Source organism: Streptomyces lomondensis (genome assembly GCF_014651035.1).
Classification (GTDB): Bacteria; Actinomycetota; Actinomycetes; order Streptomycetales; family Streptomycetaceae; genus Streptomyces; species Streptomyces lomondensis.
In genome coordinates, this window is the sequence record NZ_BMWC01000017.1 from 80331 (window position 1) to 105039 (window position 24709).

The window sequence follows — 24709 nt, forward strand, 5'->3', positions numbered from 1 at the left end:
CACCGCGACATACTCCGCCGCGGCGAGGTGCGCACGGCCGGAGTGCTTGCCGTCCGGTGCCGGCCAGTCACTCTCGTACGAGTTCGGACGCCACCACCGAAGAATCCGCATGACGTCCCGCGTGGTGCTGGCCTAGCGTTCGCCCATGACCTCCCCGGACGACGGCATGGACGACGAGCCCGGCGTGACCATCCGCTCCCTGGACAACGCGGCCGTCGGAGTGCGGCTCAGCGGACAGGAGCCGTTCGACGAAGGCTGCGTGCAATACGTGGTCGAGGCCTGGGCTCCCGGCCTGACCGCGCGCGTCGACGAGGTCGTGGCCTGGATCTGGGACGCCGATCTTGCGGCCTTCGTCGCCGGGCTGGCTGCGGATTACCAGGGCTGGGAAGGCGAGCGGGTCTGGCAGACCTACGACGGGGACCTGGCCGTGTCCGCCGTCTTTCGGTCCGGCGGCCATGTCGGGTTGACCTGGACGTTGCGCCCCTGGCCGAATGTCGCGGGAGGATGGACTGCCTCGGTGACCACCTGGCTGGAGGCCGGAGAGCAGATGTCGTCCCTGGCGTCCGACGTCGAGGAGTTTCTCTCCGGAGAGCAGCCATGACAGCAGACATGCGCATGACCTGGACGTTGGGCGGACACGGCTGGGCCGACTGCACCGTAGAGAGTGACCGAGCGAAAGCGGAACTCACCGCGTCCTACCTCACCAGTGCTCCGGAGGACTTGCTGACTGCCCTGGCCCGGCTCATCGCCGGCGAGACGGAGGCCCGCGCACAGTTCGAAGCCGAGCCAACGGCCTACCGCTGGATCTTCTGTCGCGAGGGCGACGACAGCCGGGTTCGCGTGCTGGAGCTGCGACAGGGCAGCGACCACGACAACAAGGGCACCGAGATCTGGTCGGCACAGCTCCCCGTCGACGCACTCGTCCGAGCCGTGATCCGCTGCTTCGACGAGGTGGCTCGGTCCTATGGTGAGAGCAGCTACCGCAGTAAATGGGGCGAGCACTTCCCTCGAATCGAGCTCGAAGCCCTCAGACGCCTCTGGCACGCTCGCCGCCGACGCGACTAGAAGATGTCGGCCGATCTGTCCTGCGTGAGGTTCTCGAGGATCGTGCGCATCCACGGGCTGCGAACGTCCGGTAGCCGGACCAAGGTGTGCTGGAACGTTCCCCGGTCGGCCCGGAACAGGTAGTTGGGGCGCGGCGGGAGCGGGTAGTCGCGGAGGACGTCTCGGGGTACGCCGCCCGAAGCGGGAACCGGCACGTACGGCTGGGGAGAGACCAGCCACAGCCACACTCCCAGCGGCAGGGGCACCGGGTACGCCGATGCCGCTGGGCCGGCGGGGGCCCAGGTCTGACCCGTCTGGGGATGGACCGGTACGAGGAGGATGTCGACGCCCGCGCCGGGGGAGGGTTCTCCTGGTCCAGCCAGGACGGCGCGCCGCGTTGGCGGGCCCGCGGGCAGCAGGGCGTCGAGCGCGCGTTGGAACACGTCCGCGGTCAGACCGTTGGGGACCTTTACCGGCTGCCCTTCGGAGGCTACAAGCAGGTGGGCGAGCGCCTGGCCGGCTGCCGCCTCCCACTGCGGACTCCACGACCAGTAGTGGCCCGACCCCAACCGTCCTCCCCATGTGGCAATCGGCTCGAACGGGGGCGTGCTCTCCCCCTTCTCTGCCAGTTCCGCCCAGGAGAACGACGCAGCGTGGACACCGTTGACGAGGACCCGACGCACGGCGTCCGAACTGAGCCGCGCTGCCTGCCAGAGCGAGCAGTCGTCCACCCTGGTCGCCACGGGCAGGTCGCACGCTTCGCAGGCCATGTTGGGCCCGTCGGCCCCGTCGAGACCACAGCAGGCACCGCCGCGCTTCTCGGGGATCAGCCGGGTTCCGCGGATATCGCCGGGCGCGATGACAATCGCGCCGGGCGTACTGTCGGACACGGCGTGGACCGGCGCATAGATGCCGCGCGCTTCCGCCTCGCCCGGATCGATCTCGTCCCACATCCGCCACGGCCCTCCCCAGGGGTCCGGGTCCACGGCAAACGTCCCTGACTCCATGAGCACCGGAAGTTGGACCCCATTCCCGTACTTCTGACGGGCGTGGGCCGGAAGGGAGACCTGGGACAAGGGGACGGTCAGCTCGGCATCGCACCGCGCACAAACGAAAACGAACAAGAGCCCCCTCCGTACGGGAAACAGCTGCATCGTCGCAGCTCGGCGACGGCCCGCCAACGTGTTTTCTCATTCGTCGTGGAGGGTCGACGCAGCGGGGGCGAGTCCCAGCCGGCCGCCGTCTCTGACGGCGGCAAGCAATGGTTGGCCTATGCAACCATGGGAGGGGGACGCAGAGACGCCGTGAGGGAGGTCCCGTGCACGGAGCCAACGCCGTGGAGACCATCCAGCGGGAGATGACGGTCTTCGCCCGCCGCGCCCGTGCCGCGGCCGGGCGGATGCACCCCGAGCTGTCGCTGGTGTCGTACACGCTGCTCGGGCATCTGGAGGAGAGCGGTGGGTGCCGCGCCACCGACCTGGCCGCCCACTACGCCCTGGACAAGTCCACGGTCAGCCGCCAGGTGGCCGCGCTGGAGCGCTCCGGCCTCGTCGAGCGCCGCCCCGACGCGGCGGATCAGCGTGCGCAGGTGCTGCACCTGACGCAGGCCGGGCGGCGCGTCCTGGCCCGGGTCACCGAGAGCCGCCGGGCGGCCTTCCGGGAGCGGCTGGCGCACTGGCCGGCGGCGGATCTGAACCGATTCGCGGACTACCTCGTGCGGTACAACGCCTGGCCCGGCCCCGCTCGGCGGGACTAGCCCGACCTGCACGTACGGTTGAATAGGCAATCACTGAGCATGCCGGCCGGCGGGGCGCCGTCGGCCCGGCCCGGAGGCACCACCCCATGCACATCACCCGAGGCTTCACCGGGCGGCCACGCGTCGCCGACCCCGGTCTGCCGCCCGGCCAGTACGACGCCGGTGAGGACTGGCCCGTCCTGTCCGCCGAGGTCACGCCCGACCTGGCTCCCGCCGACTGGACCTTCCGCGTCGACGGGCTGGTGGCGGAGCCCCGCACCTGGGACTGGGAGGAGGCCCACCGGCTGCCGGCGTCGGCGTACGAGGGCGCCATCCACTGCGTGACGAGCTGGTCGAAGTTCGGGGTGCGCTTCGGGGGCGTGTCCCTGGACGCGTTCCTGGATGTGGTCCGGCCCCATGGGTCGGCCACCCATGCCGTCGCCTACTCCCACACCGGCTACACCACGAACCTCCCCCTCGCCGATCTGACCGGCGGGCGCGCCTGGATCGCGTGGGAGTACGACGGCCGGCAGCTCGCCCCGGAGCACGGCGGCCCGGCGCGGCTGCTGGTGCCGCACCTGTACTTCTGGAAGAGCGCCAAGTGGATCGCGGGCCTGCGGATCCTCGACCACGACGAGCCGGGGTTCTGGGAGCGGAACGGCTACCACGAGCGGGGCAACCCCTGGGAGGAGCAGAGGTACGCCGGTGACTGAGACCTTCGTGCCGCCCACGCGGTTCGCCGTGCCCGGGCGCATCGCCGTGAGCGAGCAGGCCGCCTCCGTGTGGCAGACCGCGACGCTGACCGAGATCCGCCGCGAGACCCCGCGGGCCTCCACCTTCCGGTTCGCCGTGCCCGGCTGGCCGGGTCACCTGCCCGGTCAGCACCTGATGGTGCGGCTGACCGCCGAGGACGGCTACACGGCCCAGCGCCACTACTCGATCGCCTCGGCGCCGGACGACGCCGGGCACGTCGAGCTGACCCTGGATCATGTCGAGGGCGGCGAGGTCTCGGGCTGGTTCCACACCGTCGCCCGGCCCGGCGACCGGGTCGAGGTGCGGGGCCCGGTGAGCGGCTTCTTCGCCTGGCCGGGCGACCGGCCCGCACTGCTGATCGGCGCCGGCTCCGGCGTCGTACCGCTGATGTCGATGGTGCGGCACCACCGGGCGCGGAATCTGGCCGTGCCGCTGCGGCTGCTGGTGTCCGCGCGGAGTCCCGAAGAGCTCTTCTACGCCCGGGAGTTGGGCGCGGAGACGACGCCCGTCTTCACCCGGAGCGCGCCGGAGGGTGTGCCGGTGGGACGTATGGCGGCCGCACATGTGGCGCCGCTCCTGGCCGAGCAGCCTCCGGGTGGGTGGGAGGCCTATGTGTGCGGCTCCAACTCCTTCGCCGAGCACGCCTCCCGGTTGCTCGTGACGGCAGGTCAGCCCGTGGACCGCATCCGGATCGAGCGTTTCGGCTGACCTCGACTGATCTCGATGGACCTCGGCGGACCTCGACGGCGGTCTGTCCCGCCGGTGTTGCCACAGCCCAGGGCGTGTCGCCGGCCACAGGGGCGGGGGCCCGGTGTTTCGCCGCGGCCGGTCCGGGCACCCCGGCCCCAGGGCTTCGGCACGCGGCGCGCCGCCGCTCGTCCCGCGCGCACGCACCAGCGGCCCGGGGAGCGGACCAGCGGCCCGGGGAGCGGACCGGCGGCCCGGCTGTCCCGTACGGCGCGGCTCGTCCGTACGGCGCGGCCGGGCCGTACCCGGCGGGCGGGCGGCACCGAGGCCGTGGTGAGCGATCGATGCGCGTCGGAGGGGGTACCAGATCCGTGGGGGCACTCGCATGTGTGGCGTGACGCGGAGGGAGCGGCGGGGCCGCCACCGCACGGCCGGTCCGGCCCCCCGGCGGCGGTGACGGCGAGGAGGTCGACATGCGAACCCGGGTGCCCGGCTGGCGTTGGCGGCGCAGTCCCCTGCGGCGCCGGTCGGATGTCGTCGAGGCGTGGACGCTGCTGGTGGTCGCCGTCCTGATCCTGGTCGGCGCGCCTGTCGCGGGGGCGGCCGCCGCCGTGTGGGCGCACGGCGAGGTGCGGTCGATCGCGGCGGAGCAGCGGGCCGAGCGCCATCGGGTCCGTGCCGAAGTGGTCGGCGGGAAGGGCGACTCGCTGCCCTCCGTGCAGGCGGGCGGGCAGCACGCGTACCGGGCGACCGTGCGCTGGACGGAGCCGGGCGAGGGGACGCGTACCGCGACGGCGAGGGTCCCCGCGGACACCCGGCAGGGTGAGACGGTGGACGTCTGGTTCGACTCCCGGGGGCGGAACGTGACCCCGCCGGTGGACGGTACCGGGATCTGGCAGCACACCCTCACGATGGGCACATGTGCCGCGGGCGGCGCGGTGCTCCTGGTGCTTCTCGGCCACTCCGTCGTGCGGCGGGTGGCGATGCGCCGCCGGCTCGCCGAATGGGAGCGGGAGTGGGCCCGGACGGAGCCGGAGTGGACGCACCGGGGCGCGTGACGCGACCCGCGCCTCCCGCCGGTGCCGCGCGCCCCGCGAGCAGGCGCCGTAGCGCGCCGCGGACCGCCGGAAATGACCTCGCCAGTCCGCCGACCGTACCCGTAGTGTGATCATCCGCACTGTCCCCGCAGCCGTTGCTCACCCAAGGCGGTCCTACATGGCCCTGTTCGACCTTCCTCTCGACGAACTGCGCGAGTACCGCAGCGCGTCCACCGAGCCGGAGGACTTCGACGCGTTCTGGTCCAAGACGCTCCAGGAGGCGCGCACACACGACCTGGACGCCCGCTTCGAACCGGTCGACACGGGACTGTCCACTGTGCAGGTGTTCGACGTGACGTTCGCCGGGTTCGGCGGTCACCCGGTCAAGGGCTGGCTGGTCCTGCCGGCCGGGGCGGACGGCCCGCTGCCGCTGGTCGTGGAGTTCATCGGCTACGGCGGAGGGCGCGGGCTGCCGCACGAGCACCTGCTGTGGGCGTCGACGGGCCGGGCGCACTTCGTGATGGACACCCGCGGGCAGGGCAGCGCCTGGGGCGCGGGCGGCGGCACGGCGGACCCGGTGGGCGGCGCACCCGCGTACCCCGGGTTCATGACGCGCGGCATGGACGCGCCGGAGAACTACTACTACCGCCGGGTGTTCACGGACGCGGTGCGTGCCGTGGAGGCGGCCCGTGCGCACCCGCTCACCGACCCGGCGCGCACGGTGGCCGTCGGTTCCAGCCAGGGCGGCGGCATCACGATCGCGGTCGGCGGGCTGGTGCCGGACCTGGCGGGCATCGCGCCGGACGTGCCGTTCCTGTGCGACTTCCCGCGCGCGGCGACGCTCACCGACCGCCACCCGTACCGGGAGATCGGCCTCTACCTCAAGACGCACCGCGGCCGCACCGACGAGGCCCTGCGCACCCTGTCCTACTTCGACAGCGTGCACTTCGCCGCCCGCGGCCGGGCCCCCGCGCTCTTCTCGGCCGCCCTGGAGGACCAGACCTGCCCGCCGTCGACCGTCTTCGCGGCCTTCAACGCCTGGAGCCACGAGGACAAGACGATCGAGGTGTACGAGTTCAACGACCACGAGGGCGGCGGCCCCTTCCAGGAGGCGGCCAAGCTGCGCTGGATGCGCTCGTACATCTGATCCGGCCGTTCACCGCCGACGGGCTTCCCCCTTGGTCCGACCAGTCGGTACGTTCTTCGCGCCCGGACCGCGACACGGCGGGCCGGGCCTGGAGTCGGCCGGCAAAGGGGTGGGGCCCATGCCCGAGATCGAGGCACAGGTGCACGGTCACTGCGACGCGCGCTTCACGGCGGTGCGCAGGGCGTTCGAGGAGAACTTCCGGGAGCGGCAGGAGCTGGGCGCGGCGGTGACCGTCACCGTGGGCGGCACGACCGTGGTGGACCTGTGGGGCGGCTGGGCCGACGCGGCGCGCACCCGGCCGTGGGAGCGGGACACGCTGGTCAACGTGTGGTCGACGACCAAGGGGCCGGTGGCGCTGTGCGCGCACATCCTCGCCGACCTGGGGCTGCTCGACCTCGACGCGCCGGTGGCCGTGTACTGGCCCGAGTTCGCCGCGGCGGGCAAGGAGAAGGTCCTCGTACGGCACCTGCTGTCCCACCGCGCGGGCCTGGCCGGGCTGCGGGAGCCGCACTCGCTGGAGCAGCTCTGCGACTGGGAGCTGACCACGCAGCGGCTCGCGGCGACCGAGCCCTGGTGGGAGCCGGGCACCCGGTCCGGCTACCACGCGCTGACCTACGGCCATCTGGTCGGCGAGGTCGTACGCCGGGTTTCGGGACTGCGGCCGGGGGCCTTCCTGCAGCGGGAGGTGACCGGGCCGCTCGGCATCGACTTCTCCATCGGGCTGCCGGAGAAGGACTACGGCCGGGTGGCCGAGCTGGTCCAGCCGCCGGTCGCGACGACCAGTGAACAGGCAGCCGTCTTCGCCCAGTTGACGCCGGCGGCCATCGCCGCGGTGACCAATCCACCGGTGTCCGCCGCCGGCGCCCTCACACCGGGCTGGCGGGCCGCGGAGATCCCGGCGGCGAACGGGCACGGCACCGCGCGCGCGGTCGCGGCGCTGTACGCCGTCTTCGCGGGGCGCGGCACGTACGGCGGCCACCGCATCCTCTCCCCCGAGGCGGCCGAGCGGGTGCGCGAGGGGCAGGGCAGCTGCCGGGACCTGGTGGTCGGCGCCGGGCTCGCGGTCGACACGGAGGCGGGGCTCGGACTGTGGCTCAGCGGGCCCCACGGCTCCTACGGGCCCAACCCGCGCGCTTTCGGTCACGACGGCTTCGGCGGCTCCTGCGGGCTCGCCGACCCGGAGGCCGAGGTGTCCCTGGGGTATGTGATGAACCGTATGGGGCCGCATATCGCGGACGACCCGCGGAAGATGGCGCTGGTCGAGGCGCTGTACAGCGCGCTGTGACGGCGGGCGCGGCGGTGCGGTTTCGGCCGAACCGCCCGGCCGCCCTTCCCTGCTGGTTTAGACCAATGCTAGATCTGGTGGCGCACCGAGCCCGCACGGCTACCGCACGTCACCAACAGGAGGCGCGGCATGGCCCGCACCACCCCGCACGACCATCCGCCGACCGGAGGGGAGCCCCTGTACCGACGGATCGCGTCGGAGCTGCTCGGCGAGCTGCGCGACGGCACTGTCCCGCCGGGTGAACGCCTGCCGGGGGAACGGCGGTTGGCCGGGCACTTCGGGGTCAGCCGGGAGACCGTACGGCAGGCCCTGGAGTTGCTGCGCCGTGAGGGCCTCGTCGCCACCGACCGGCGCGGCAGCCACGCCACCCTGCCCGGCCCGCCCGTCGAGAGCGCTGACTCGCTCACGTTCCCGGTCGGCGCCCGGGCCGCGACACCGGGCACCGTCGCCCGCGCCACCGTCGCCTGGGAGGCGCCCCCGCCGGAGCACGCCGAGGCGCTGGGGCTGGCCCCGGGCCGTCCGACGCTGATCCACCGCTACCGGTACGCGACCGCCGACGGACGCGGGCTGCGGACGGCCGTCACCTCTTTCTCCGCCGTGGCGCTCGCGGAGGTGGAGGAGCTGGCCCGCTATCGCGACCGCGCCGACGGCACGGCCGCCGCGCACCTGCGGCGGGCCTACGACTGGATGCGCCGGGCCGGGCTGACCCTGCACCACCGCGACACCATCACCCGGCTCACGAGCACGCCGTCGGTGCGGGTCACCCGCCGGGTGCACGACCAGTACGCGCGTCCGCTGGAGATCACCGACCTCGTCGTGGACGCCCGACAGGACGCGCTCGTCTACGAGTTCACTCTGCCGGGCCGGACTCCGAGGCCCGCCACCGCCGGGGCGTCACGCCGTACGCCGCCTTGAAGCGGCGCGTGAAGTGGCTCGGGTCGGTGAACCCCCAGGAGCGGGCGACCGACGCGACGGTCCGGGTGCGGCCCACCGGGGAGACCAGGGCGGAGCGGGCCCCCTCCAGCCGCTGCTCGATGATCCACTGCTCCAGGCTCAGCCCGGCCCGCGCGCACAGGCGGTACAGGGCGCGCACGGAGAGGTTGTGGGCGTGCGCGATACGGGCGGGCGTGAGGTCCGGTTCCGTCAGATGGGTGCGGGCGTAGGCGAGGACCCGCGGGAGCAGCGACTCGGCCAGGGCGGGACGGGCGTAGGCGTCCACTCCGGCGGCCGAGGTGAGCAGCGCGCGCACCAGTTCCACGGTGGCCGAGCCGAGGGCGGCGGCGCCCGGGTCGCCGTCGAGGGTGTCGGCGTCGGCCTGGAGGCGGTTGATGTGCGTGCGGACCAGGTCGTACAGCGGACTGGCCCGCAGTCGTTCGGCGCCCCGGCGGACGATGTGCGGCGGCAGGGCGAGGGCGTCGTACGGCACCTGGAGGGCCTGTGCGCCGCCGCTGCCCGACCAGGCGAAGTCGTAGGGGATCGTCAGGTCGTTGAGCATGAGTTCGCCGGGGCCGACCCGTTCCTGCCGGCCCGACTGGCCGAACCGGCCCGTGCCGCGGACCTGGAGGGACAGGGAGACCATCGGCACGCCTTCGAGGCGCAGGTAGCGGGGGCTTCGGGTGACGGCCCAGCCGGAGGAGCTGCTGGTGAAGAGCGTCAGCTCGCCGAAGTGCCACCGCTCCATGCGCGCGAACGCCCGCTCCCCGGCCTCCTCCATCCTGACCAGCGACGGCACGGACGCGGTCAGCAGAGCGGCCCGGAAGGCCTCCACCCGCTCGTCCACCGGTAACTCGCTCGTGTCCAGAAGGATCATCCCCAGCCCTCTCCGCCCTCGGCACGGTGAGTCCAGGACCGGGCACCGAGAGCCGATCCGCCGACCGCGTCCGCTGTCAGTATCGGCCAGAGGTGAACGCCCTGTGCACGTTTACAGGGGCCTGCGTGACCGACACCGACATCCAGGGGGGATCGTCCGTATGACCACGCATGACGAGGAGCTGATCGAGCGGGCCAACGCCGCCGACCGCACGCCCGTCGTCTTCGTCCACGGCCTGTGGCTGCTGCCGAGCAGCTGGGACCGCTGGGCGGACCACTTCGAGCAGGCCGGGTACGCCCCGGTCTCGCTGTCCTGGCCCGACGACCCGGACACCGTCGAGGAGGCCAACCGGCACCCCGAGGTCCTCGCCGGCAAGACGGTCGGGCAGGTCGCCGACCATCTGGCGGCGCTGATCGGCGGTCTGAAGCGCCGGCCGGCGATCATCGGTCACTCGTTCGGCGGACTGCTGACGCAGATTCTCGCCGGGCGGGGACTGTCCGCCGCGTCGGTCGCGATCGACCCGGCGCCGTTCCGGGGCGTGCTGCCGCTGCCCGTGTCGTCGCTGCGCGCGGCGGCGCCGGTGCTCACGAACCCGGCGAACCGCAACCGTGCGGTGCCGCTGACGTTCGACCAGTTCCGGTACTCCTTCGCCAACGCCGTGAGCGACGAGGAGGCCCGGCAGCTGTACGAGACGTTCGCCGTGCCCGCGCCGGGCGCGCCGCTGTTCCAGGCGGCCACGGCGAACCTCAACCCGTGGACCGAGGCGAAGGTCGACACCGAGAACCCCGAGCGCGGTCCGCTGCTGATCATCTCGGGCGAGAAGGACCACACCGTGCCGTGGGCGCTGTCGAACGCCTCGTACAAGCGCCAGCGGCGCAATCCCGGAATCACGGAGATCATCGAGATGAAGGACAGGGGCCACGCCCTGACCATCGACCAGGGCTGGCAGGAGGTCGCGGACACCGCGCTGACATTCGTCCGCCGATTCGTCTGATCGCGTGCCGACACCCCCACCGAGAGGATGCTCATGAGTACGTTCACCACGTCCGACGGGACCGAGATCTACTACAAGGACTGGGGCGAGGGGCAGCCCGTGGTGTTCAGCCACGGCTGGCCGCTCAACGCGGACGCGTGGGACGGGCAGGCCCGTCTGGTCGCCGAGCACGGCTTCCGCGCGATCGCGCACGACCGCCGCGGGCACGGCCGCTCGGGCCAGCCGTGGCAGGGCAACCACATGGACCGATACGCCGACGACCTGGCCGAGCTGATCGAGTCGCTGAACCTCGACGACGCGGTCCTGGTGGGCCATTCGACCGGCGGCGGCGAGGTGGCCCGCTACATCGGGCGGCACGGGACCGCGCGGGTCGCCAAGGCCGTGCTGCTGGGCGCGGTGCCGCCGCTGATGCTGCGGACGGAGGCCAACCCGGAGGGCACGCCGAAGGAGGCCTTCGACGGGATCCGCGCGGCCGTGGCGGCGGACCGCTCGCAGTTCTACTGGGAACTGAGCGAGAGCTTCTACGGCTTCAACCGGCCCGGGGCCGCCGTCTCGGAGGGCGTGCGGCGGGCGTTCTGGAGGTGGAGCATGCAGGCCGGGCTGAAGGGCGCCTACGACTGCGTCGCCCAGTTCTCGGAGACCGACTTCACCGAGGACCTGGGGCGGATCGACGTGCCGACGCTCGTCGCGCACGGCGACGACGACCAGATCGTGCCGATCGCCGCCTCGGCCCAGCGGACCGCCCAGCTCGTCAAGGACGCGACGCTGAAGGTGTACCCGGGCGCCCCGCACGGTCTGGTGGGCGACTTCGAGAAGGCGTTCAACGACGATCTGCTGAACTTCCTGCGCGGCTGACTACCCCGGGAGCCGGGCGGCGACGAGACGCACCCGCGGGCTGCCGTCCCGTCGCCGCCCGAACTCCGGCAGCGCGTACAGCTCCACCCGGAAGCCGGCCTCGGCGAGCGCGCCCAGCACGTCCCCGAAGCGGACCGCGCGGTAGTACATGACGAACGGCGGCCGCCACAGGGCGTTGCGCACCCGCATCACCGTGTCGAAGCCGAGCAGCATCCAGGAGACGAGCGAGCCAGGGCGGGGCGGGGCGACCAGCGGGAACGCGAAGCAGCCGCCCGGCCGCAGCACGGAGCGGACCTGCGCGAACAGCCCGGGCACCTCACGGGGCAGGAAGTGCCCGAAGGCGCCGAAGCTCACCACCAGGTCGAAGGCGGGCGCGAAGGGCAGGGCGCGGGCGTCGGCACGGACCCAGGAGACCGGCGGCCCCGCCGGCCGGACCCGCTGCCGGGCGACGTCGAGCATGCCCGCGCTGAAGTCGACGCCGGTGACCCGCTCCCGGCACACCCCGGCCAGCACGCCGACGCCCGCACCGGTGCCGCAGCACAGGTCGAGCCCGGCGTCGAAGGGCCCCATCCGCCGCAGCGCCGACCCGACGGCGTCGAGCACCGCGTCGGGTGTCCGGAAGGGAGTGTGGTCGAACTTCGGCGCGAGGAGGTCGTAGCCGCGTTCGACGGACGACAGCGCCTGGACGGCGAGCTCACGCAGACTGGGGCCTTCGGGGCTGAACATCGGCTCAGCCTAGGCCAGCCCGCTGTGTTTGGATGTCCCCATGACGTCCGCCGAGCACGACCGGCTGATGCGCGCCAACCAGGCCAACTGGGACGCCCGCACGCCTGTTCACCTCGCCAGCCGGTTCTACGGGCTCGACCAGGACCCCGATCCCGAGCGCTGGTTCGCCCCCTTCGAGTGGGAGGACCTCGGCGAGCTGGCCGGCCGTGACGTGCTGCACCTCCAGTGCCACCTCGGCACGGAGACGATCGCCTTCGCCCGCCGCGGTGCCCGGGCCGTCGGCCTCGACTTCTCCGAGGCGTCCGTGGCGGCCGCGAGCGGCATCGCGGCACGGGCCGGCGCGGACGTGACGTACGTCCGGGCGAACGTGTACGACGCCGTCGAGGCCCTGGACGGGCGGATGTTCGACGTCGTGTACACCGGCAAGGGCGCGCTGTGCTACCTGCCGGACCTGGACCGGTGGGCGGAGACCGTCGGGCGGCTCCTGCGGCCGGGCGGCCGGTTGTACGTCGTCGAGTTCCATCCCCTGCTCAACTCGCTCGGCCCGAAGCCCGCGCCGGGCGAGGGCCCCGAGCTGCTCCTGCGCCACGACTACCTGGGCGGCGGCGGTCCCGTGCACCGGGACGCGACCCACACGTACACCGACGGCCCGGCCGTCGAGGGCGCCACCGACAGTTACGAGTGGATGCACGGAATAGGCGAGGTCGTCAACGCGTTGACGTGGGTGGGACTGGCCGTGCGGCGACTGCGCGAGACCGACGAACTTCCCTGGCCGCGCTGGCCCCGGATGGTCCGTACGGAGTCCGGCTGGTGGCGGCTGCCCGAGCCGCGGATCCCCCTGCTGTACGGACTGCTGGCCGCCCGCTGACCCACCTCCCCCTCCCCCGGCGCCCCGTCGGGTGGTAGCCTGCAAGCAGCACTCGTGCACGCCCCTCTCTGCGGGCGCCGGTGCGATTCTCCTTCTCTCTCTCATTTCCAGCACCCTGATGTGCTCTGTCGTACCCGTGGTGCTGTTCCCCACCGCCCGGAGGCGTGCCCCAGGCCCCTCCCCTCGCGGCTCTCTCCCCTTCCCTTCGCATGTCCCATGCCTGCCGTCCGTGAAAGGACACACCACCATGACCACCACACTCGACACCCCACCCGTCCAGCAGCGGTCCGAGCCCCGGACCGCCCTCGGCGTCCTCGACGTCGACGCGAGCGGAAAGGGGCACCTGCGCGCCGCAAACGGGCTGCCCACGCCCGACGACCCCGCGGTCTCCCCCGCCCTGATCCGCCGCCACGGCCTGCGCAAGGGCGATCTCGTCGAGGGCGCACTGGGCGACCGGCGCGGCCTCACCGACGTCGCACGGGTCGACGGCCGCACCCCCGCGGAACTGCGCGGCCGGCGGCACTTCCGGGACCTGACGCCGCTGCATCCGCACCAGCGGCTGCGCCTGGAGCACCCGGCCGCCGGACTGGCCGGACGGGTCGTCGACCTGCTCGCGCCGGTCGGCAAGGGCCAGCGCGGACTCCTCGTGGCCCCGCCCAAGACCGGCAAGACCGTCCTCCTCCAGCAGCTCGCGGCGGCCGTCGCCGGCAACCATCCCGACTGCCGGCTGATGATGCTGCTGCTCGACGAGCGGCCCGAGGAGGTCACCGACATGCTGCGCTGCGTGCGGGGCGAGGTGTACGCCTCGACCTTCGACCGCAGCGCCAGGCAGCACATCGCGCTCGCCGACCTCGTGATCGAGCGGGCCAAGCGGCGCGTCGAGGCCGGCGAGGACGTCGTCCTGCTCCTCGACTCGCTGACCCGGCTGTGCCGGGCGCACAACAACGCGGCCGCTTCCGGTGGCCGCATCCTCACCGGCGGCGTCGACGCGTCCGCGCTGACCGGCCCCAAGCGGTTCTTCGGCGCCGCCCGGTCGGCCGAGGAGGGCGGTTCCCTCACGATCCTCGCGACCGCCCTGGTCGAGACCGGCTCCCGGGCCGACGACTTCTACTTCGAGGAACTGAAGAGCACCGGCAACATGGAGCTCCGGCTGAGCCGCGAACCGGCCTCCCGCCGCCTGTTCCCGGCCGTCGACATCGACCCGTCCGGCACCCGTCGCGAGGAACTCCTGCTGTCGCCCCCCGAGTTGGCCGCCGTACACGGTCTGCGGCGGGTGCTGCGGAGCCGGGACGGCCAGGGCGGTCTGGAGACTCTTCTGGAACGGATGCGCGAGACACCGGACAACGCGACGTTCCTGCGGCGCATCCAGCCGACGCTGCCCTCGGCCTGACGGACGTACCCGAACGGTCCGAGTACGGCGCGCAGTCGGCGGACGGCCGCTAGGTTGTGGCCCTGGAGGCTTGGCACTCGGGGGGGCGCAGTGGTCGGCAGGGGAACGGCACGGGACGGCGGCCGGGAAGACGGCCGGACATCCCCGGCGGCATCCGTGCGGGCCGGCGCGGAACGGGCGGTCGCGGTCGGCGGGAACGCGCGGACCGTCGTCTCCGGGGACGGCAACACCATCGTCGAGCAGCAGTACGTCCAGCCGGGCCCGCCCCTCACCGCCGCGCCCTCCGAGGAGGAGGTCGCCGCGGCGGTGGCCCGGTACGCACAGCGGATCGCCCAGGTCTACGGGCGGCTGGACCTGGAAGTCCTCACGCCGCTGCCGGAGGAGCACCCGGCCGTGGAACTGCGCGAGGTCTTCGTCACGCCGACCGTGCGCGCCGACCCGCCGCCCGTCGAACTGCCCCGGGAGCTGCTCAGACGACTTGTGGAGTCCGGGGAGCTGCCGGACCAGGGCGCGCTGCCGCCGGGCGTGGACGGCACGTCCTTCGAGGCACTGCGGGAGTCCTACCTGCGCCGCCCCGCGCAGGACGTCCTGGACGTACTGGCCGCGCCGTCGAACCGGCTGCTGGTGATCCTCGGAGACCCCGGGGCGGGCAAGTCCACCCTGGTCCGCTACCTGAGCCTGGCGCTGGCCCTCGGCACCGCGCAGGGGCCGCCGGCCGCGCTCGCGGGCCGGGTGCCGCTGGTGGTGGAGCTGCGCCACTACGCCGAGGAGCAGTGGCGGCACAGCAGCTTCGAGGACTTCCTGACCCACCTGTACGACGACTTCGCCCAGTCCGTGCCGCCGCCGGTCCTGGAGGAGCTGCTCGCGAACGGCCGGGCCCTGGTGGTCTTCGACGGGCTCGACGAACTCTTCGACCGGAAGGTGCGCGCCCGGACCGCCCAGCGCATCGCCGCGTTCGCCGTCCGCCGGCCGTCCGCGCGGATCGTGGTGACCTCACGGATCATCGGCTACCAGCGCACCGTCCTCGACGGGGCGGGCTTCGCCCACTACATGCTCCAGGACCTCGACGAGGAGCGGATCGGGACGTTCGTCCGCAGCTGGTACCGCGTCTCCTGCCCGAACGACCCGGCCCAGGCCGGCCGGCTCGTCGAGCGGCTCACCTCGGCCGTGCAGGACTCGCGCCCCCTGCGGGAGATGGCGGGCAATCCGCTCCTGCTGACGGTCCTGGCCCTCATCGGCCGCCGCCAGACACTGCCGCACAACCGGCGCAGTGTCTACGAGCACGCGGTCACGGTGCTGGTGTCGCACTGGGACCAGGCGGCGAAACTGCTCAAGGCCCCGCTGGACCCGCCGGTCGCCGAGGCTCTCGACGTCCTCGGGCCCGACGAACGCCTGGAACTGCTGCGCCTGCTGGCCCGCGCCATGCAGGAAGGCCACAGCGGCATCGCGGGCAACCACATCCACCGCCCGGACCTCGAGCGCGTCTTCCGCGTCTACCTCCAGCAGTACGAGCTGCCTCCGGTGCACGCCGCCGCGGCGGCCCGTGCCATGGTCGAGCAACTGCACGAACGCAACTTCATCCTGTCCCGCTACGGCGGCGAGGTGTACGGATTCGTGCACCGCGCCTTCCTGGAGTACCTGGCGGCGGCCGACATCGCGCACCGCTACAAGGAGGACCGGGAGTGGACGCCCGAGGAACTGGTCGAGCAGGTCGTCGCGCGGCGCGCGCAGGACCCCGCGTGGCACGAGGTGCTGCTCCTGCTCGCCGGCCAGATGGGCACGGCGACGGTGGGCGCGGCCGTCGACCGGCTGCTCACACTGCACGCCGCCGCCGCGGACGACGACGCGTCGCACGTGGCGCTCGCCCTGCGGATGCTGGCCGAGACCGGGAAACTGCGCGAGCTGTCCGCGCAGAGCACGGCGGTCGTCGACGCCGCGACCCGGGCACTGGACATGCGCGGGCGGAAGGGGCCGTCGCTGCTGGAGGAGGCGATGCCCGCACTGGGAGCGTTCAGTCCGCACTGGACCGGGCACCGGCGCTTCCTGAACTGGTTCCGGATCAGCGGCCAGTTCTCGCCCAGCGCGGAACCCACCCACATCGTCCGCTCGCTCCGGCTCGACGACGACGAACTCGCCGCGCTGGCCCGCCGCAGCTACTACGGCTCCGACCGGCTCCGCTTCCTCTACGCCTGGGCCGAGCGGAGCCCGGACGACACCACCGCGCGCGACCTCCTGCGGCACACTGCGGAGCACGCGGCCCGGAATTACCTGCGCTCCACCGCGCTGGCGGTGCTGGCGGACGTGTGGTCCGACAGCGAGGAGGTTCGCTCCTTCGTGGCGGCCCGTGCCGTCGACGACCCCGACGGCCGCACGCGCGTCGAAGCGCTCGCCGTCCTGATGGCGTCGAGCCCCGACGACACCACGCTCGCGTCCGCCGAGAGGGAGGCGGCCGGCAACCCGGACGAATCGTCTCGTTCCCGCCTGCTGCGCGCCCTGGGGAGATGGTCGGACGAGCACGACGGCATCCGTCGTTTCGTCATGGCACGGGCGGTCGAGGACCCCGACGCGCACGTCCGCCGCGACGCGCTGCACACCCTGGGCGAGTACGGCTCCCGTCACGAGGACGTCCTCGCCCTGCTCAGCGCCCGTGCGGTCGACGCCACCGACGGCGAGGAGCGCGAGACGGCCATGTGGGTGCTCGGCGCGCACCGCGCCGACGACGAGCGCGTCCGCGACCTTCTCCTGGAGCGGTCCGCCGACACCCGCCGGCCGGGAGACCGCGTCGACGCCCTGCGGGTGCTCGGCGACCGGTGGCCCGGTGACGAGCACGTGCGTCGAGCGGTGGTCCGAGCCGCCGCGGACCCCGACGCGGACATCCGGATCGCCTGTCTCGACGTGTTCGGCGGGCACCGGCCCTGGCAGGAGAACGTCCAGGAGATCGTGCTGCGTCTCGCTGCCGAGGACTCCGAGAACAGGGTCCGCTGGGCTGCCATCAAATTGATCGGCCGGGACCGTTTCGACCACGACGGCGGCCGCGAGGTGCTGATGACCGCGTCCCGGGACTCCGACCGGCAGATCCGGGACGAGGCGATCCACCAACTGGCACAGGAGTGGCCCGACCACCCCGAGGTCCGGGACCTGCTGCTGGGAACCGCCGTCGGTGACGTGTCGGGACTCACCCTGTCCGTTGTCCTTCGGGGGCTCATCGAGCACTGGTCCGACCGGGACGACGTCCACAGCCTCCTGGTGCGTGCCCCCGATCTCACCGAAGGGCTGAAACGGGGGCTGCTGCTGAACCTCCTCATGGATCACTGGCCGGACTGGGACGACATGCGTGCCGCCCTCGTACGTCGTGCGACGCACCTCGAGGACCGCGACTCGGGACGCGTCTACGCCCTCAGGACGCTGGCCAAGCGGTGGTTCGACCGGAGCGACGTCCATGACGTCGTGGTCCGCGCCGCCACGGACCCCTCCGACCCGCACATCTCCCAGTCCGTGATCGGCGAGCTGCGCAGGCACTGGGCGCACCGCGACGACGTGAGGGAACTCCTCGTCGGGGCCGCCCGGCGGCACGGGCACCCCGACGTCCGGGTCAACGCGGTCAGGACGCTCGGTCTGCGCTGGGCCCACCACCCGGACGTCCAGGCCCTGTTCCTGCGGCTGACCGCGGACGACCCGGACGCCGACGTCAGACTCCACGCACTGCGCCGATGGGCGCCCGCCGCCGGTGACGAGGCGTGTCCGGTGGCGGCCGCCCGGGCGATCGCGGACCCCGACGCGGTCGTCCGCCGGAAGATCCTCCACATGCTCGCCCTGGCCTGGCCGTCCCGCGCGGAGACGATCGCCGCCCTGACGGACCGTGCGGAGCACGACGGCGACGAGGAGACCCGCAAGGCGGCGGAAGAGCTGCTCGCACAGACGGCCGGCTGACGCGTCACCCGTGCGGCATCCGGGTGCTCGCGCCTCGTCTCCGGCCCGGTCATCGCCGTACGGAGCACGTCCGTTTCTACGTTGATCATATGATCATCGGATTCTCTTCCCCGGCTGTCGTGTCCGCCGGTGCGCTCTGTGCGGCGGGCCTCCTGGTCCTGATGCCCGCCGCGGCGGCCGACCCCGGCGGACCGGAACCCAGTGCACCGGCCGGGCCGCGGGCGGCGGCCCCGCACCCCTCGCTGCTGCACCGCCCCGGTACCCAGGTCCGTCCGCGTGCCGGAGCGCCCCGCATCCCGGAGGTCTCCGCCCTGTCCTGGCTGGTCGCCGACGCCCGCACCGGCGAGGTGCTCGCCGCCCGCAACGCGCACCGCAGACTGCCTCCGGCCAGCACCCTGAAGACCCTGTTCGCCCTCACGGTGCTGCCCACACTGCCCGGGGGCATCCGGCACACGGTCCGCGCGGAGGAACTCCGCGGCATCGGTGCGGGCAGCAGCCTGGTCGGGGTCACCGAGGGCCGTACGTACCGGGTCGCCGACCTGTGGCGCGGGGTCTTCCTCAACTCGGGCAACGACGCCGTGCGCGTCCTGGCCGAGCTCAACGGCGGCTGGCGGGCCACGGCCGAACGCATGCAGGCCAAGGCCCGCTCACTGGGCGCCCTCGACACGCGGGTGGTGTCACCGGACGGCTACGACGCCCCGGGCCAGGTGTCCTCGGCGTTCGACCTGGCCCTCTTCGGCGCCGTGGGGCTGCGCAACCCCGACTTCGCCCGGTACTGCGCCACGGTCGAGGCGAGGTTCCCCGGCGGGGGCGGCTGGTCGTACCCGATCCGCAACACCAACCGGCTGCTGAGCGGCACCCGGGGCGTGAAGCCGTATCCGGGGCTGATCGGCATCAAGAACGGCTACACCAGCGAGGCGGGCAGCACGCTCGTCGCGGCGGCGCGCCGGGACGGGCGCACCCTCGTCGTGACGGTGATGAACCCTCAGGAGGGCGGCGGCTCGGCCGTGTACGAGGAGGCCCGTTCGCTGCTCGACTGGGGGTTCAGGTCGGCCGGGCGGGTCGAAGCGGTGGGCTCGCTCGCCGCGTCACGGCCCGCCGCGCGGCCGGACACGACGACGCCGCCCGCGGTCGCGGCGGCCGTGCCGGAGGAGCCCGGTTCCGCCTGGACCGAGGCGGGGCTGATCGCGGGCGCCGCCGGCCTCGGCGCGGTGGTCGTGGTGCTGGTGCTGCGGCTTCCGGTCCGCAGGCCCGGGCGGAGCTGACCGGCCGGCAGCCACAGCAGCAGGCCCAGGGTGATCCACGCGTAGGTGTTGCTGCCCAGGAACCCGTCGACGCCGGACGCGTCGTCGAACCACAGCCACACCACGCTGGTGCACAGCACGGCGTACAGGGCCCCCGCGATCCGGAGGTGCCCCGTGCGGACCAGCACGGCGAAGGACGGCAGCAGCCACACCAGATGGTGCACCCAGGTGATCGGGCTGACGAGGCAGGCGGCGAGGCCGGTCAGGGCGAACGCGGCCGTCCAGTCCCCGGCCACGACCGCCCGGCGCGTCCGCACCGCCCACACGCCGAGGATCAGCAGGACCGCCGCGGCCCACACGGCCCGGTCCGGTTCGCCCAGCCGGGCCAGGATGCCCTGCACCGACTGGTTCGAGACATAGCCGAGGCGTCCCACGCGGTCGGTGTCCCACAGCGCCTCGGTCCAGTAGAAGCGCGAGGCGTCCGGGTCCACCCAGGCGGCGAGGGCCGTGGCCCCGAGGGCGACGGCCGTGGCGACCGCCGCCGCGCGGCGGCGTCCCGCCACCAGCAGCAGTCCGATGAACAGCGCCGGAGTGAGCTTGATGGCGGCCGCGAGCCCGATGCCGACCCCGGCCAGGCGGCCGCGTCCGGTGGCGAGCAGCGTGGCGTCGGTGAGGACGAGGGCCAGCAGGAGCAGGTTCACCTGGCCGAAGCTGAAGGTGTCGCGGAGCGGCTCGAACAGGGCCAGCAGGCAGGCGATCAGGGCCCAGCCGTACCAGCCGGGGCGCCGCCGGGCCGGTCCGGCGAGCAGGCGCAGGATCACGGCCAGGGCCGCCAGGTTGAGCAGCAGGGCGGCGGCGATCGCGGTGCGCAGGTCCAGCAGGGCCATCGGCAGCATGGCGACCGCGGCGAACGGCGGGTAGGTGAAGCCGTACGTGGTGCCGGGCACCCGGTAGTCGTAGATCCGGCCGCCGTGGTGGACCCAGGTGTCGATGCTGCCGTAGTAGACGCGCAGGTCGAACCAGTCGCGCAGCAGGGGCACGGTCGCGGTGAAGACGGTCACCACCGCGGCGAGGGCGAACACCAGCAGCAGCCGACCCCGGTCGGTGCGCGGCAGGCCCCGGCTCATGCGGCGCGTCCCAGCGCCGGGGCCAGCTCGGCCTGGTGGGCCTGCCACAGCACGACGACCGCGAGTGCGCCGCCGGAGACGGCCAGCACGAGTTGGCCGGTGTCCGCCGGGCCGCCGCTGGGCAGGACGGACAGCGCGAGCACGCCGGTCACGGCCGCCATGCGGTGGCGTACCGAGGTGCTGGGCGCGGCGGCGGCGATGAGGAACAGGCCCCACAGGGCGTACCAGGGGCGAATCGCCGGGCCGAGGGCGGCCACCGCCGCGAGGCTCAGGCCCAGCGCGTACACCGGCCGCGGACGCAGCCGCAGCCAGATCAGCGCGATCGCGACCACGGCGGCCACGATGCCCAGCGCGTGCCAGGCGGGGACCGCCAGCGGTGCGAGGTCGCTGCCGAGGTGTTCCAGCAGGGCGCGGGTGGCGCGGCCGAGCAGGGTGGTCAGGGCCCAGTTCTGGGGTGACACGGGGGTGTTGAGGGCGCCGATCCAGCCGTATCCGGTGCCGGCCGCGGCCGTGGCGGCGACGGTCGTCCCGGCGGCCGCGACGGTGGTGGTCGCGAGGGCCTTCGCCGGGCTGCGGCCCGCGCGGACCTGGAGGACGACGACGGCGGCCAGCCCGAGTACGGCGGGCGCCTTGACCAGGGCGGCCAGCGTGACGAGGACGGCGCCGAGGACCGGCCACCGGCCGAGTGCCGCCACCAGGCCGACGCCGAGCAGGCCGAGCATGACGGCGTCGTTGTGGGCGCCCGCGACCAGGTGCAGCAGGACGAGCGGGTTGAGGGCGCCCAGCCACAGCGCGGCGGACGGGTCGGCGCCGCTGTGCCGGGCGAGGCGGGGCAGCGCCGCCGCCATCAGGCCGACGCCGGCGAGCGCGACGAGCCGCATCCCGAGGAGTCCCGCGGGCAGTTCACCGCGCGTCAGTGCGGACAGGGCCGCCGCGACGGCGAGGAACACCGGGCCGTACGGGGCTCCGGTGTGCCGCCAGAGCGGGGCGACCTCGTCGGCGAGCGGGCCGCCGAGCCGGGACGGCCCGTGCGCGTACACGTCCATGTGCGCCTCGACCATCGCCCCCTGGGCGAGGTAGCTGTAGACGTCCCGGCTGAACAGCGGCGGGGCGAGCAGCAGGGGCGCCGCCCAGACGGCGAGGACGAGCAGCAGGGCGCGGGGAGCGGGCGGCCTCGGGCCGCGCACCAGCCGGCCCAGCAGCGCCCAGGCGGCGATCAGCAGGACGACGCCGAAGTACACGCCGACCAGGCCGAGGGCGGCGCGGGCGGAGGCCGGGTGGAGGAGGTCCCGTACGGGCAGGGCTCCGGCTGTCTCACCGCCCAGGGCCAGGCAGGCGGTGCCGGCCAGACCGAGTATCTGGCAGCGGCGGAGATCGACGGGGAAAGCCATGGCCAACACTCGGGCAGCGTGTCAACGTGGGGTGGCGGGAAGTTGACGCGGTGCCCTCCGGGGGGAGACCGGGGTGTGACCGGCCGGTGATCAGGTGCGGGGTGTCTGGTCCGGGCCGGGGAGCGTCTGCCGGGTGCGGTGGTTCGCGGAGTGCGGGCCGGTGGGGGCTTGTCGCGCAGTTCCCCGCGCCCCCAAGAAAGGCATGCCCGCCCCCTCCGCCGATGAGTTCTGTCAGAACACCGACAGGCCCGTCAGCGTCGTGAATCTATCGAGCGCCGCCACACCCGCCACCGAATTGCCCCGTTCGTCCAGGCCCGGGCTCCACACGCACAGGGTGCAGCGGCCCGGGACGACCGCGATGATGCCGCCGCCCACGCCGCTCTTGCCGGGCAGGCCCACGCGGTACGCGAAGTCGCCCGCCGCGTCGTAGGTGCCGCAGGTCAGCATGATCGCGTTGATCTGTTTGGCCTGGCTGCGGGTGAGGAGCCGGGTGCCGTCGGCGCGGATGCCGTGCCGGGCGAGGAAGGCCGCGGCGAGGGCGAGGTCTGCGCAGGACGCGGCGACGGAGCACTGACGGAAGTACTGGTCGAGCAGGACCGGCACCGGGTTGTCGATGTTGTCGTACGACGCCATGAAGTGGCCGAGCGCGGCGTTCCTGTCGCCGTGGGCGGTCTCCGAGGCGGCGACCTCCTTGTCGAAGGTCAGCTCCGGATTGCCGCTCTCCGCGCGCAGGAAGTCCAGCAGTTCCCCGGATGCGTCGCCGGTACGGGTGTGCAGGCGGTCGGTGACGACGAGGGCGCCGGCGTTGATGAACGGGTTGCGCGGGATGCCGTTCTCGTACTCCAGCTGGACCAGGGAGTTGAAGGGGTTGCCGGAGGGCTCGCGGCCCACGTGCTCCCACAGGGCGTCGCCCTCGCGGGCGAGGTCCAGGGCGAGGGTGAAGACCTTGGTGATGGACTGGGCGGAGAACGGCTGCCGCCAGTCCCCCACCCCGTACACGGTGCCGTCGAGTTCGGCGACGGCCATGCCGAAGCTGCGCGGGTCGCAGGCGGCGAGCGCCGGGATGTAGTCGGCGGGCCGGCCGCGGCCGGGTGTCCGCCCGATCTCCTCCGCGATGCGCTCCAGGACCGGCTGGAAGGTCGTCGACGAGGTCATGATCACTATTGTCCCTCCGTGCCGGTCCCGGTGCGCTCGCGTACGTCAGGCCGGGGCCGGGCCGCTGCCCGCCAGGACCTCGGGGCGCAGCAGGCCGGCCAGGGTCTCGGCGGGGAGCAGGCCCTTCTCCAGGACCAGTTCGGCAACGCCCCGGCCGGTGGCGAGGGCCTCCTTGGCGATGTCGGTGGCGGCCGTGTAGCCGATGTGCGGGTTGAGAGCGGTGACCAGGCCGATGGAGTTCTCGACCGTCGCGCGCAGCGCCTCGGTGTTGGCGGTGATGCCGGACACGCAGCGCTCGGCGAGCGTGAGGCAGGCGGCGCGCAGGTGCGTGATCGACTCCGACAGGGAGTGCAGGATGATCGGCTCGAAGGCGTTGAGCTGGAGCTGTCCGGCCTCGGCGGCCATGGTGATGGTGACGTCGTTGCCGATGACCTCGAAGGCGACCTGGTTGACGACCTCGGGAATGACCGGGTTGACCTTGCCGGGCATGATGGACGAACCCGCCTGTACGGGCGGCAGGTTGATCTCGCCCAGGCCCGCGCGCGGACCGGAGGACAGCAGGCGCAGGTCGTTGCAGCTCTTGGACAGCTTGACCGCGATGCGCTTGAGCACGCCGGACATCTGGACGAAGGCGCCGCAGTCCTGGGTCGCCTCGACCAGGTTGGCCGCCGTCACCAGGGGCAGGCCGGTGATGGCCGCGAGGTGGCGGCGGGCCGACTCGGCGTATCCGGCGGGGGCGTTGAGGCCGGTGCCGATGGCCGTGGCGCCCAGGTTGATCTCATGGATCAACTCGACGGCCTCGGCAAGACGGGACCGGTCCTCGTCAATCATGACGGCGTACGCCGAGAACTCCTGACCGAGTGTCATCGGCACCGCGTCCTGCAACTGTGTACGGCCCATCTTGAGCACGTCGCGGAACTCGACGGCCTTCCGGGCGAACGCGTCCTGGAGTACGGACATCGCGGTGAGCAGCCCGCGGACCGCGAACACCGTCGCGATCTTGACGGCGGTCGGGTAGACGTCGTTGGTGGACTGGCCGAGGTTGACGTCCTCGTTCGGGTGCAGGTACCGGTACTCGCCCTTGGCGTGGCCCAGCAGCTCCAGCGCCCGGTTCGCCACGACCTCGTTGGCGTTCATGTTGGTGGAGGTACCCGCCCCGCCCTGGACGACGTCGACGACGAACTGGTCGTGCAGCTTGCCGTCGCGGATCTCCCGGCAGGCCGCGACGATGGCGGCGGCCTTCTTCGGCTCCAGCAGCCCGAGTTCCTCGTTGGCGAGGGCGGCGGCCTCCTTGACGGCGGCCAGGGCGTCGATCAGATGCGGGTAGGCGGAGATGGGCATGCCCGTGATCGGGAAGTTCTCCGTGGCCCGCAGGGTGTGCACACCCCAGTAGGCATCGGCGGGAACATCACGGTCACCGAGCAGATCGTGTTCGGAGCGGGTGGCGACGGTCATGAGGGTGAGGGATCCCTTTTCTGAGGAGCGAGGGTGGATGAGCGCCCCGTCAGGGGCGCGGGGAACTGCGCGATCA

21 protein-coding genes and 1 pseudogene are annotated in these 24709 nt (G+C 73.1%); 15 read left to right on the plus strand and 7 right to left on the minus strand.

The features are described 5' to 3' along the window. The first annotated feature begins 145 nt into the window (after positions 1-145). Together IE255_RS35930 and IE255_RS35935 are read left to right on the plus strand one after the other, a co-directional pair. Positions 146-601, plus strand: coding sequence for a DUF6228 family protein (locus IE255_RS35930; protein WP_190054606.1), 456 nt, complete (start codon positions 146-148; stop codon positions 599-601). Further along, positions 598-1065, plus strand: coding sequence for a hypothetical protein (locus IE255_RS35935; RefSeq protein WP_190054607.1), 468 nt, complete (start codon positions 598-600; stop codon positions 1063-1065). The genes IE255_RS35930 and IE255_RS35935 overlap by 4 nt, the downstream gene beginning before the upstream one ends. On the opposite strand, the gene IE255_RS35940 is transcribed toward IE255_RS35935, so the two are convergent. Continuing rightward, positions 1062-2168, minus strand: coding sequence for a hypothetical protein (locus tag IE255_RS35940; RefSeq protein WP_190054608.1), 1107 nt, complete (start codon positions 2166-2168; stop codon positions 1062-1064). The genes IE255_RS35935 and IE255_RS35940 overlap by 4 nt on opposite strands. A gap of 233 nt (positions 2169-2401) precedes the next feature. Here IE255_RS35940 and IE255_RS35945 point away from each other — a divergent pair, with 233 nt between their 5' ends. From IE255_RS35945 to IE255_RS35975, 7 genes are all read left to right on the plus strand, one after another. Further along, positions 2402-2800 carry a MarR family winged helix-turn-helix transcriptional regulator gene (locus IE255_RS35945; RefSeq protein ID WP_267975525.1) on the plus strand — a complete coding sequence of 133 codons (399 nt, stop codon included), beginning with the start codon at positions 2402-2404 and terminating at the stop codon, positions 2798-2800. 86 nt (positions 2801-2886) lie between these two features. Continuing rightward, on the plus strand, positions 2887-3492 hold the full coding sequence (locus IE255_RS35950) for a sulfite oxidase-like oxidoreductase (RefSeq protein ID WP_190054610.1): 606 nt from the start codon (positions 2887-2889) through the stop codon (positions 3490-3492). Further along, a complete protein-coding gene (locus IE255_RS35955) occupies positions 3485-4240 on the plus strand; it encodes a ferredoxin reductase (protein WP_190054611.1) in 756 nt (251 codons plus the stop codon). Before IE255_RS35950 ends, IE255_RS35955 begins: the two co-directional genes overlap by 8 nt. A gap of 452 nt (positions 4241-4692) precedes the next feature. Then, a complete protein-coding gene (locus IE255_RS35960; RefSeq protein WP_190054612.1) occupies positions 4693-5277 on the plus strand; it encodes an Rv1733c family protein in 585 nt (194 codons plus the stop codon). Positions 5278-5434: 157 nt separating this feature from the next. After that, positions 5435-6403, plus strand: a complete 969-nt coding sequence (locus IE255_RS35965; RefSeq protein ID WP_190054613.1) for an acetylxylan esterase — start codon at positions 5435-5437, stop codon at positions 6401-6403. A 118-nt stretch (positions 6404-6521) separates the two neighbouring features. After that, positions 6522-7688 (plus strand): serine hydrolase domain-containing protein, encoded by a 1167-nt coding sequence (locus IE255_RS35970; protein ID WP_190054614.1) that lies wholly within the window; start codon positions 6522-6524, stop codon positions 7686-7688. Positions 7689-7817: 129 nt separating this feature from the next. Further along, on the plus strand, positions 7818-8603 hold the full coding sequence (locus tag IE255_RS35975) for a GntR family transcriptional regulator (RefSeq protein ID WP_190054615.1): 786 nt from the start codon (positions 7818-7820) through the stop codon (positions 8601-8603). Here the strand turns inward: IE255_RS35975 and IE255_RS35980 are convergent. After that, the gene (locus tag IE255_RS35980; protein WP_190054616.1) at positions 8539-9498 is read right to left on the minus strand and encodes a helix-turn-helix domain-containing protein; all 960 of its coding nucleotides are present in this window, start codon (positions 9496-9498) and stop codon (positions 8539-8541) included. The genes IE255_RS35975 and IE255_RS35980 overlap by 65 nt on opposite strands. 160 nt (positions 9499-9658) lie before the next feature. On the opposite strand from IE255_RS35980, the gene IE255_RS35985 reads away from it, so the two are divergent. Together IE255_RS35985 and IE255_RS35990 are read left to right on the plus strand one after the other, a co-directional pair. Next, positions 9659-10492 carry an alpha/beta hydrolase gene (locus IE255_RS35985; RefSeq protein ID WP_190054617.1) on the plus strand — a complete coding sequence of 278 codons (834 nt, stop codon included), beginning with the start codon at positions 9659-9661 and terminating at the stop codon, positions 10490-10492. Between the two features lie 33 nt (positions 10493-10525). After that, positions 10526-11347 carry an alpha/beta fold hydrolase gene (locus IE255_RS35990; RefSeq protein ID WP_190054618.1) on the plus strand — a complete coding sequence of 274 codons (822 nt, stop codon included), beginning with the start codon at positions 10526-10528 and terminating at the stop codon, positions 11345-11347. Here IE255_RS35990 and IE255_RS35995 read toward each other — a convergent pair whose 3' ends face one another. Next, positions 11348-12073: a class I SAM-dependent methyltransferase gene (locus tag IE255_RS35995; protein ID WP_190054619.1), complete on the minus strand. Its 726-nt coding sequence runs from the start codon at positions 12071-12073 to the stop codon at positions 11348-11350. A gap of 40 nt (positions 12074-12113) precedes the next feature. Here IE255_RS35995 and IE255_RS36000 point away from each other — a divergent pair, with 40 nt between their 5' ends. From IE255_RS36000 to IE255_RS36015, 4 genes and pseudogenes are all read left to right on the plus strand, one after another. Further along, a complete protein-coding gene (locus tag IE255_RS36000; protein WP_190054620.1) occupies positions 12114-12941 on the plus strand; it encodes a class I SAM-dependent methyltransferase in 828 nt (275 codons plus the stop codon). Positions 12942-13188: 247 nt separating this feature from the next. Beyond that, the gene (gene rho, locus IE255_RS36005) at positions 13189-14331 is read left to right on the plus strand and encodes a transcription termination factor Rho (protein ID WP_190054621.1); all 1143 of its coding nucleotides are present in this window, start codon (positions 13189-13191) and stop codon (positions 14329-14331) included. Between the two features lie 156 nt (positions 14332-14487). After that, on the plus strand, positions 14488-18261 hold the full coding sequence (locus IE255_RS36010; RefSeq protein WP_190054622.1) for a HEAT repeat domain-containing protein: 3774 nt from the start codon (positions 14488-14490) through the stop codon (positions 18259-18261). A 161-nt stretch (positions 18262-18422) separates the two neighbouring features. Continuing rightward, positions 18423-19187, plus strand: a pseudogene (locus IE255_RS36015) (D-alanyl-D-alanine carboxypeptidase family protein); the annotation flags it as partial. Between the two features lie 59 nt (positions 19188-19246). Here the strand turns inward: IE255_RS36015 and IE255_RS39710 are convergent. The 4 genes from IE255_RS39710 to aspA form a co-directional block, all read right to left on the minus strand. Then, positions 19247-20632 carry a glycosyltransferase 87 family protein gene (locus IE255_RS39710; protein WP_229906760.1) on the minus strand — a complete coding sequence of 462 codons (1386 nt, stop codon included), beginning with the start codon at positions 20630-20632 and terminating at the stop codon, positions 19247-19249. Then, complete coding sequence (gene mptB / locus IE255_RS36020) at positions 20629-22023, minus strand: polyprenol phosphomannose-dependent alpha 1,6 mannosyltransferase MptB (protein ID WP_190054624.1); 1395 nt, start codon at positions 22021-22023, stop codon at positions 20629-20631. The genes IE255_RS39710 and mptB overlap by 4 nt, the downstream gene beginning before the upstream one ends. Before the next feature lie 231 nt (positions 22024-22254). After that, the gene (locus IE255_RS36025) at positions 22255-23178 is read right to left on the minus strand and encodes a glutaminase (RefSeq protein WP_267975518.1); all 924 of its coding nucleotides are present in this window, start codon (positions 23176-23178) and stop codon (positions 22255-22257) included. A 45-nt stretch (positions 23179-23223) separates the two neighbouring features. Continuing rightward, positions 23224-24633, minus strand: a complete 1410-nt coding sequence (gene aspA, locus IE255_RS36030; protein ID WP_190054625.1) for an aspartate ammonia-lyase — start codon at positions 24631-24633, stop codon at positions 23224-23226. Positions 24634-24709: the final 76 nt, after the last annotated feature.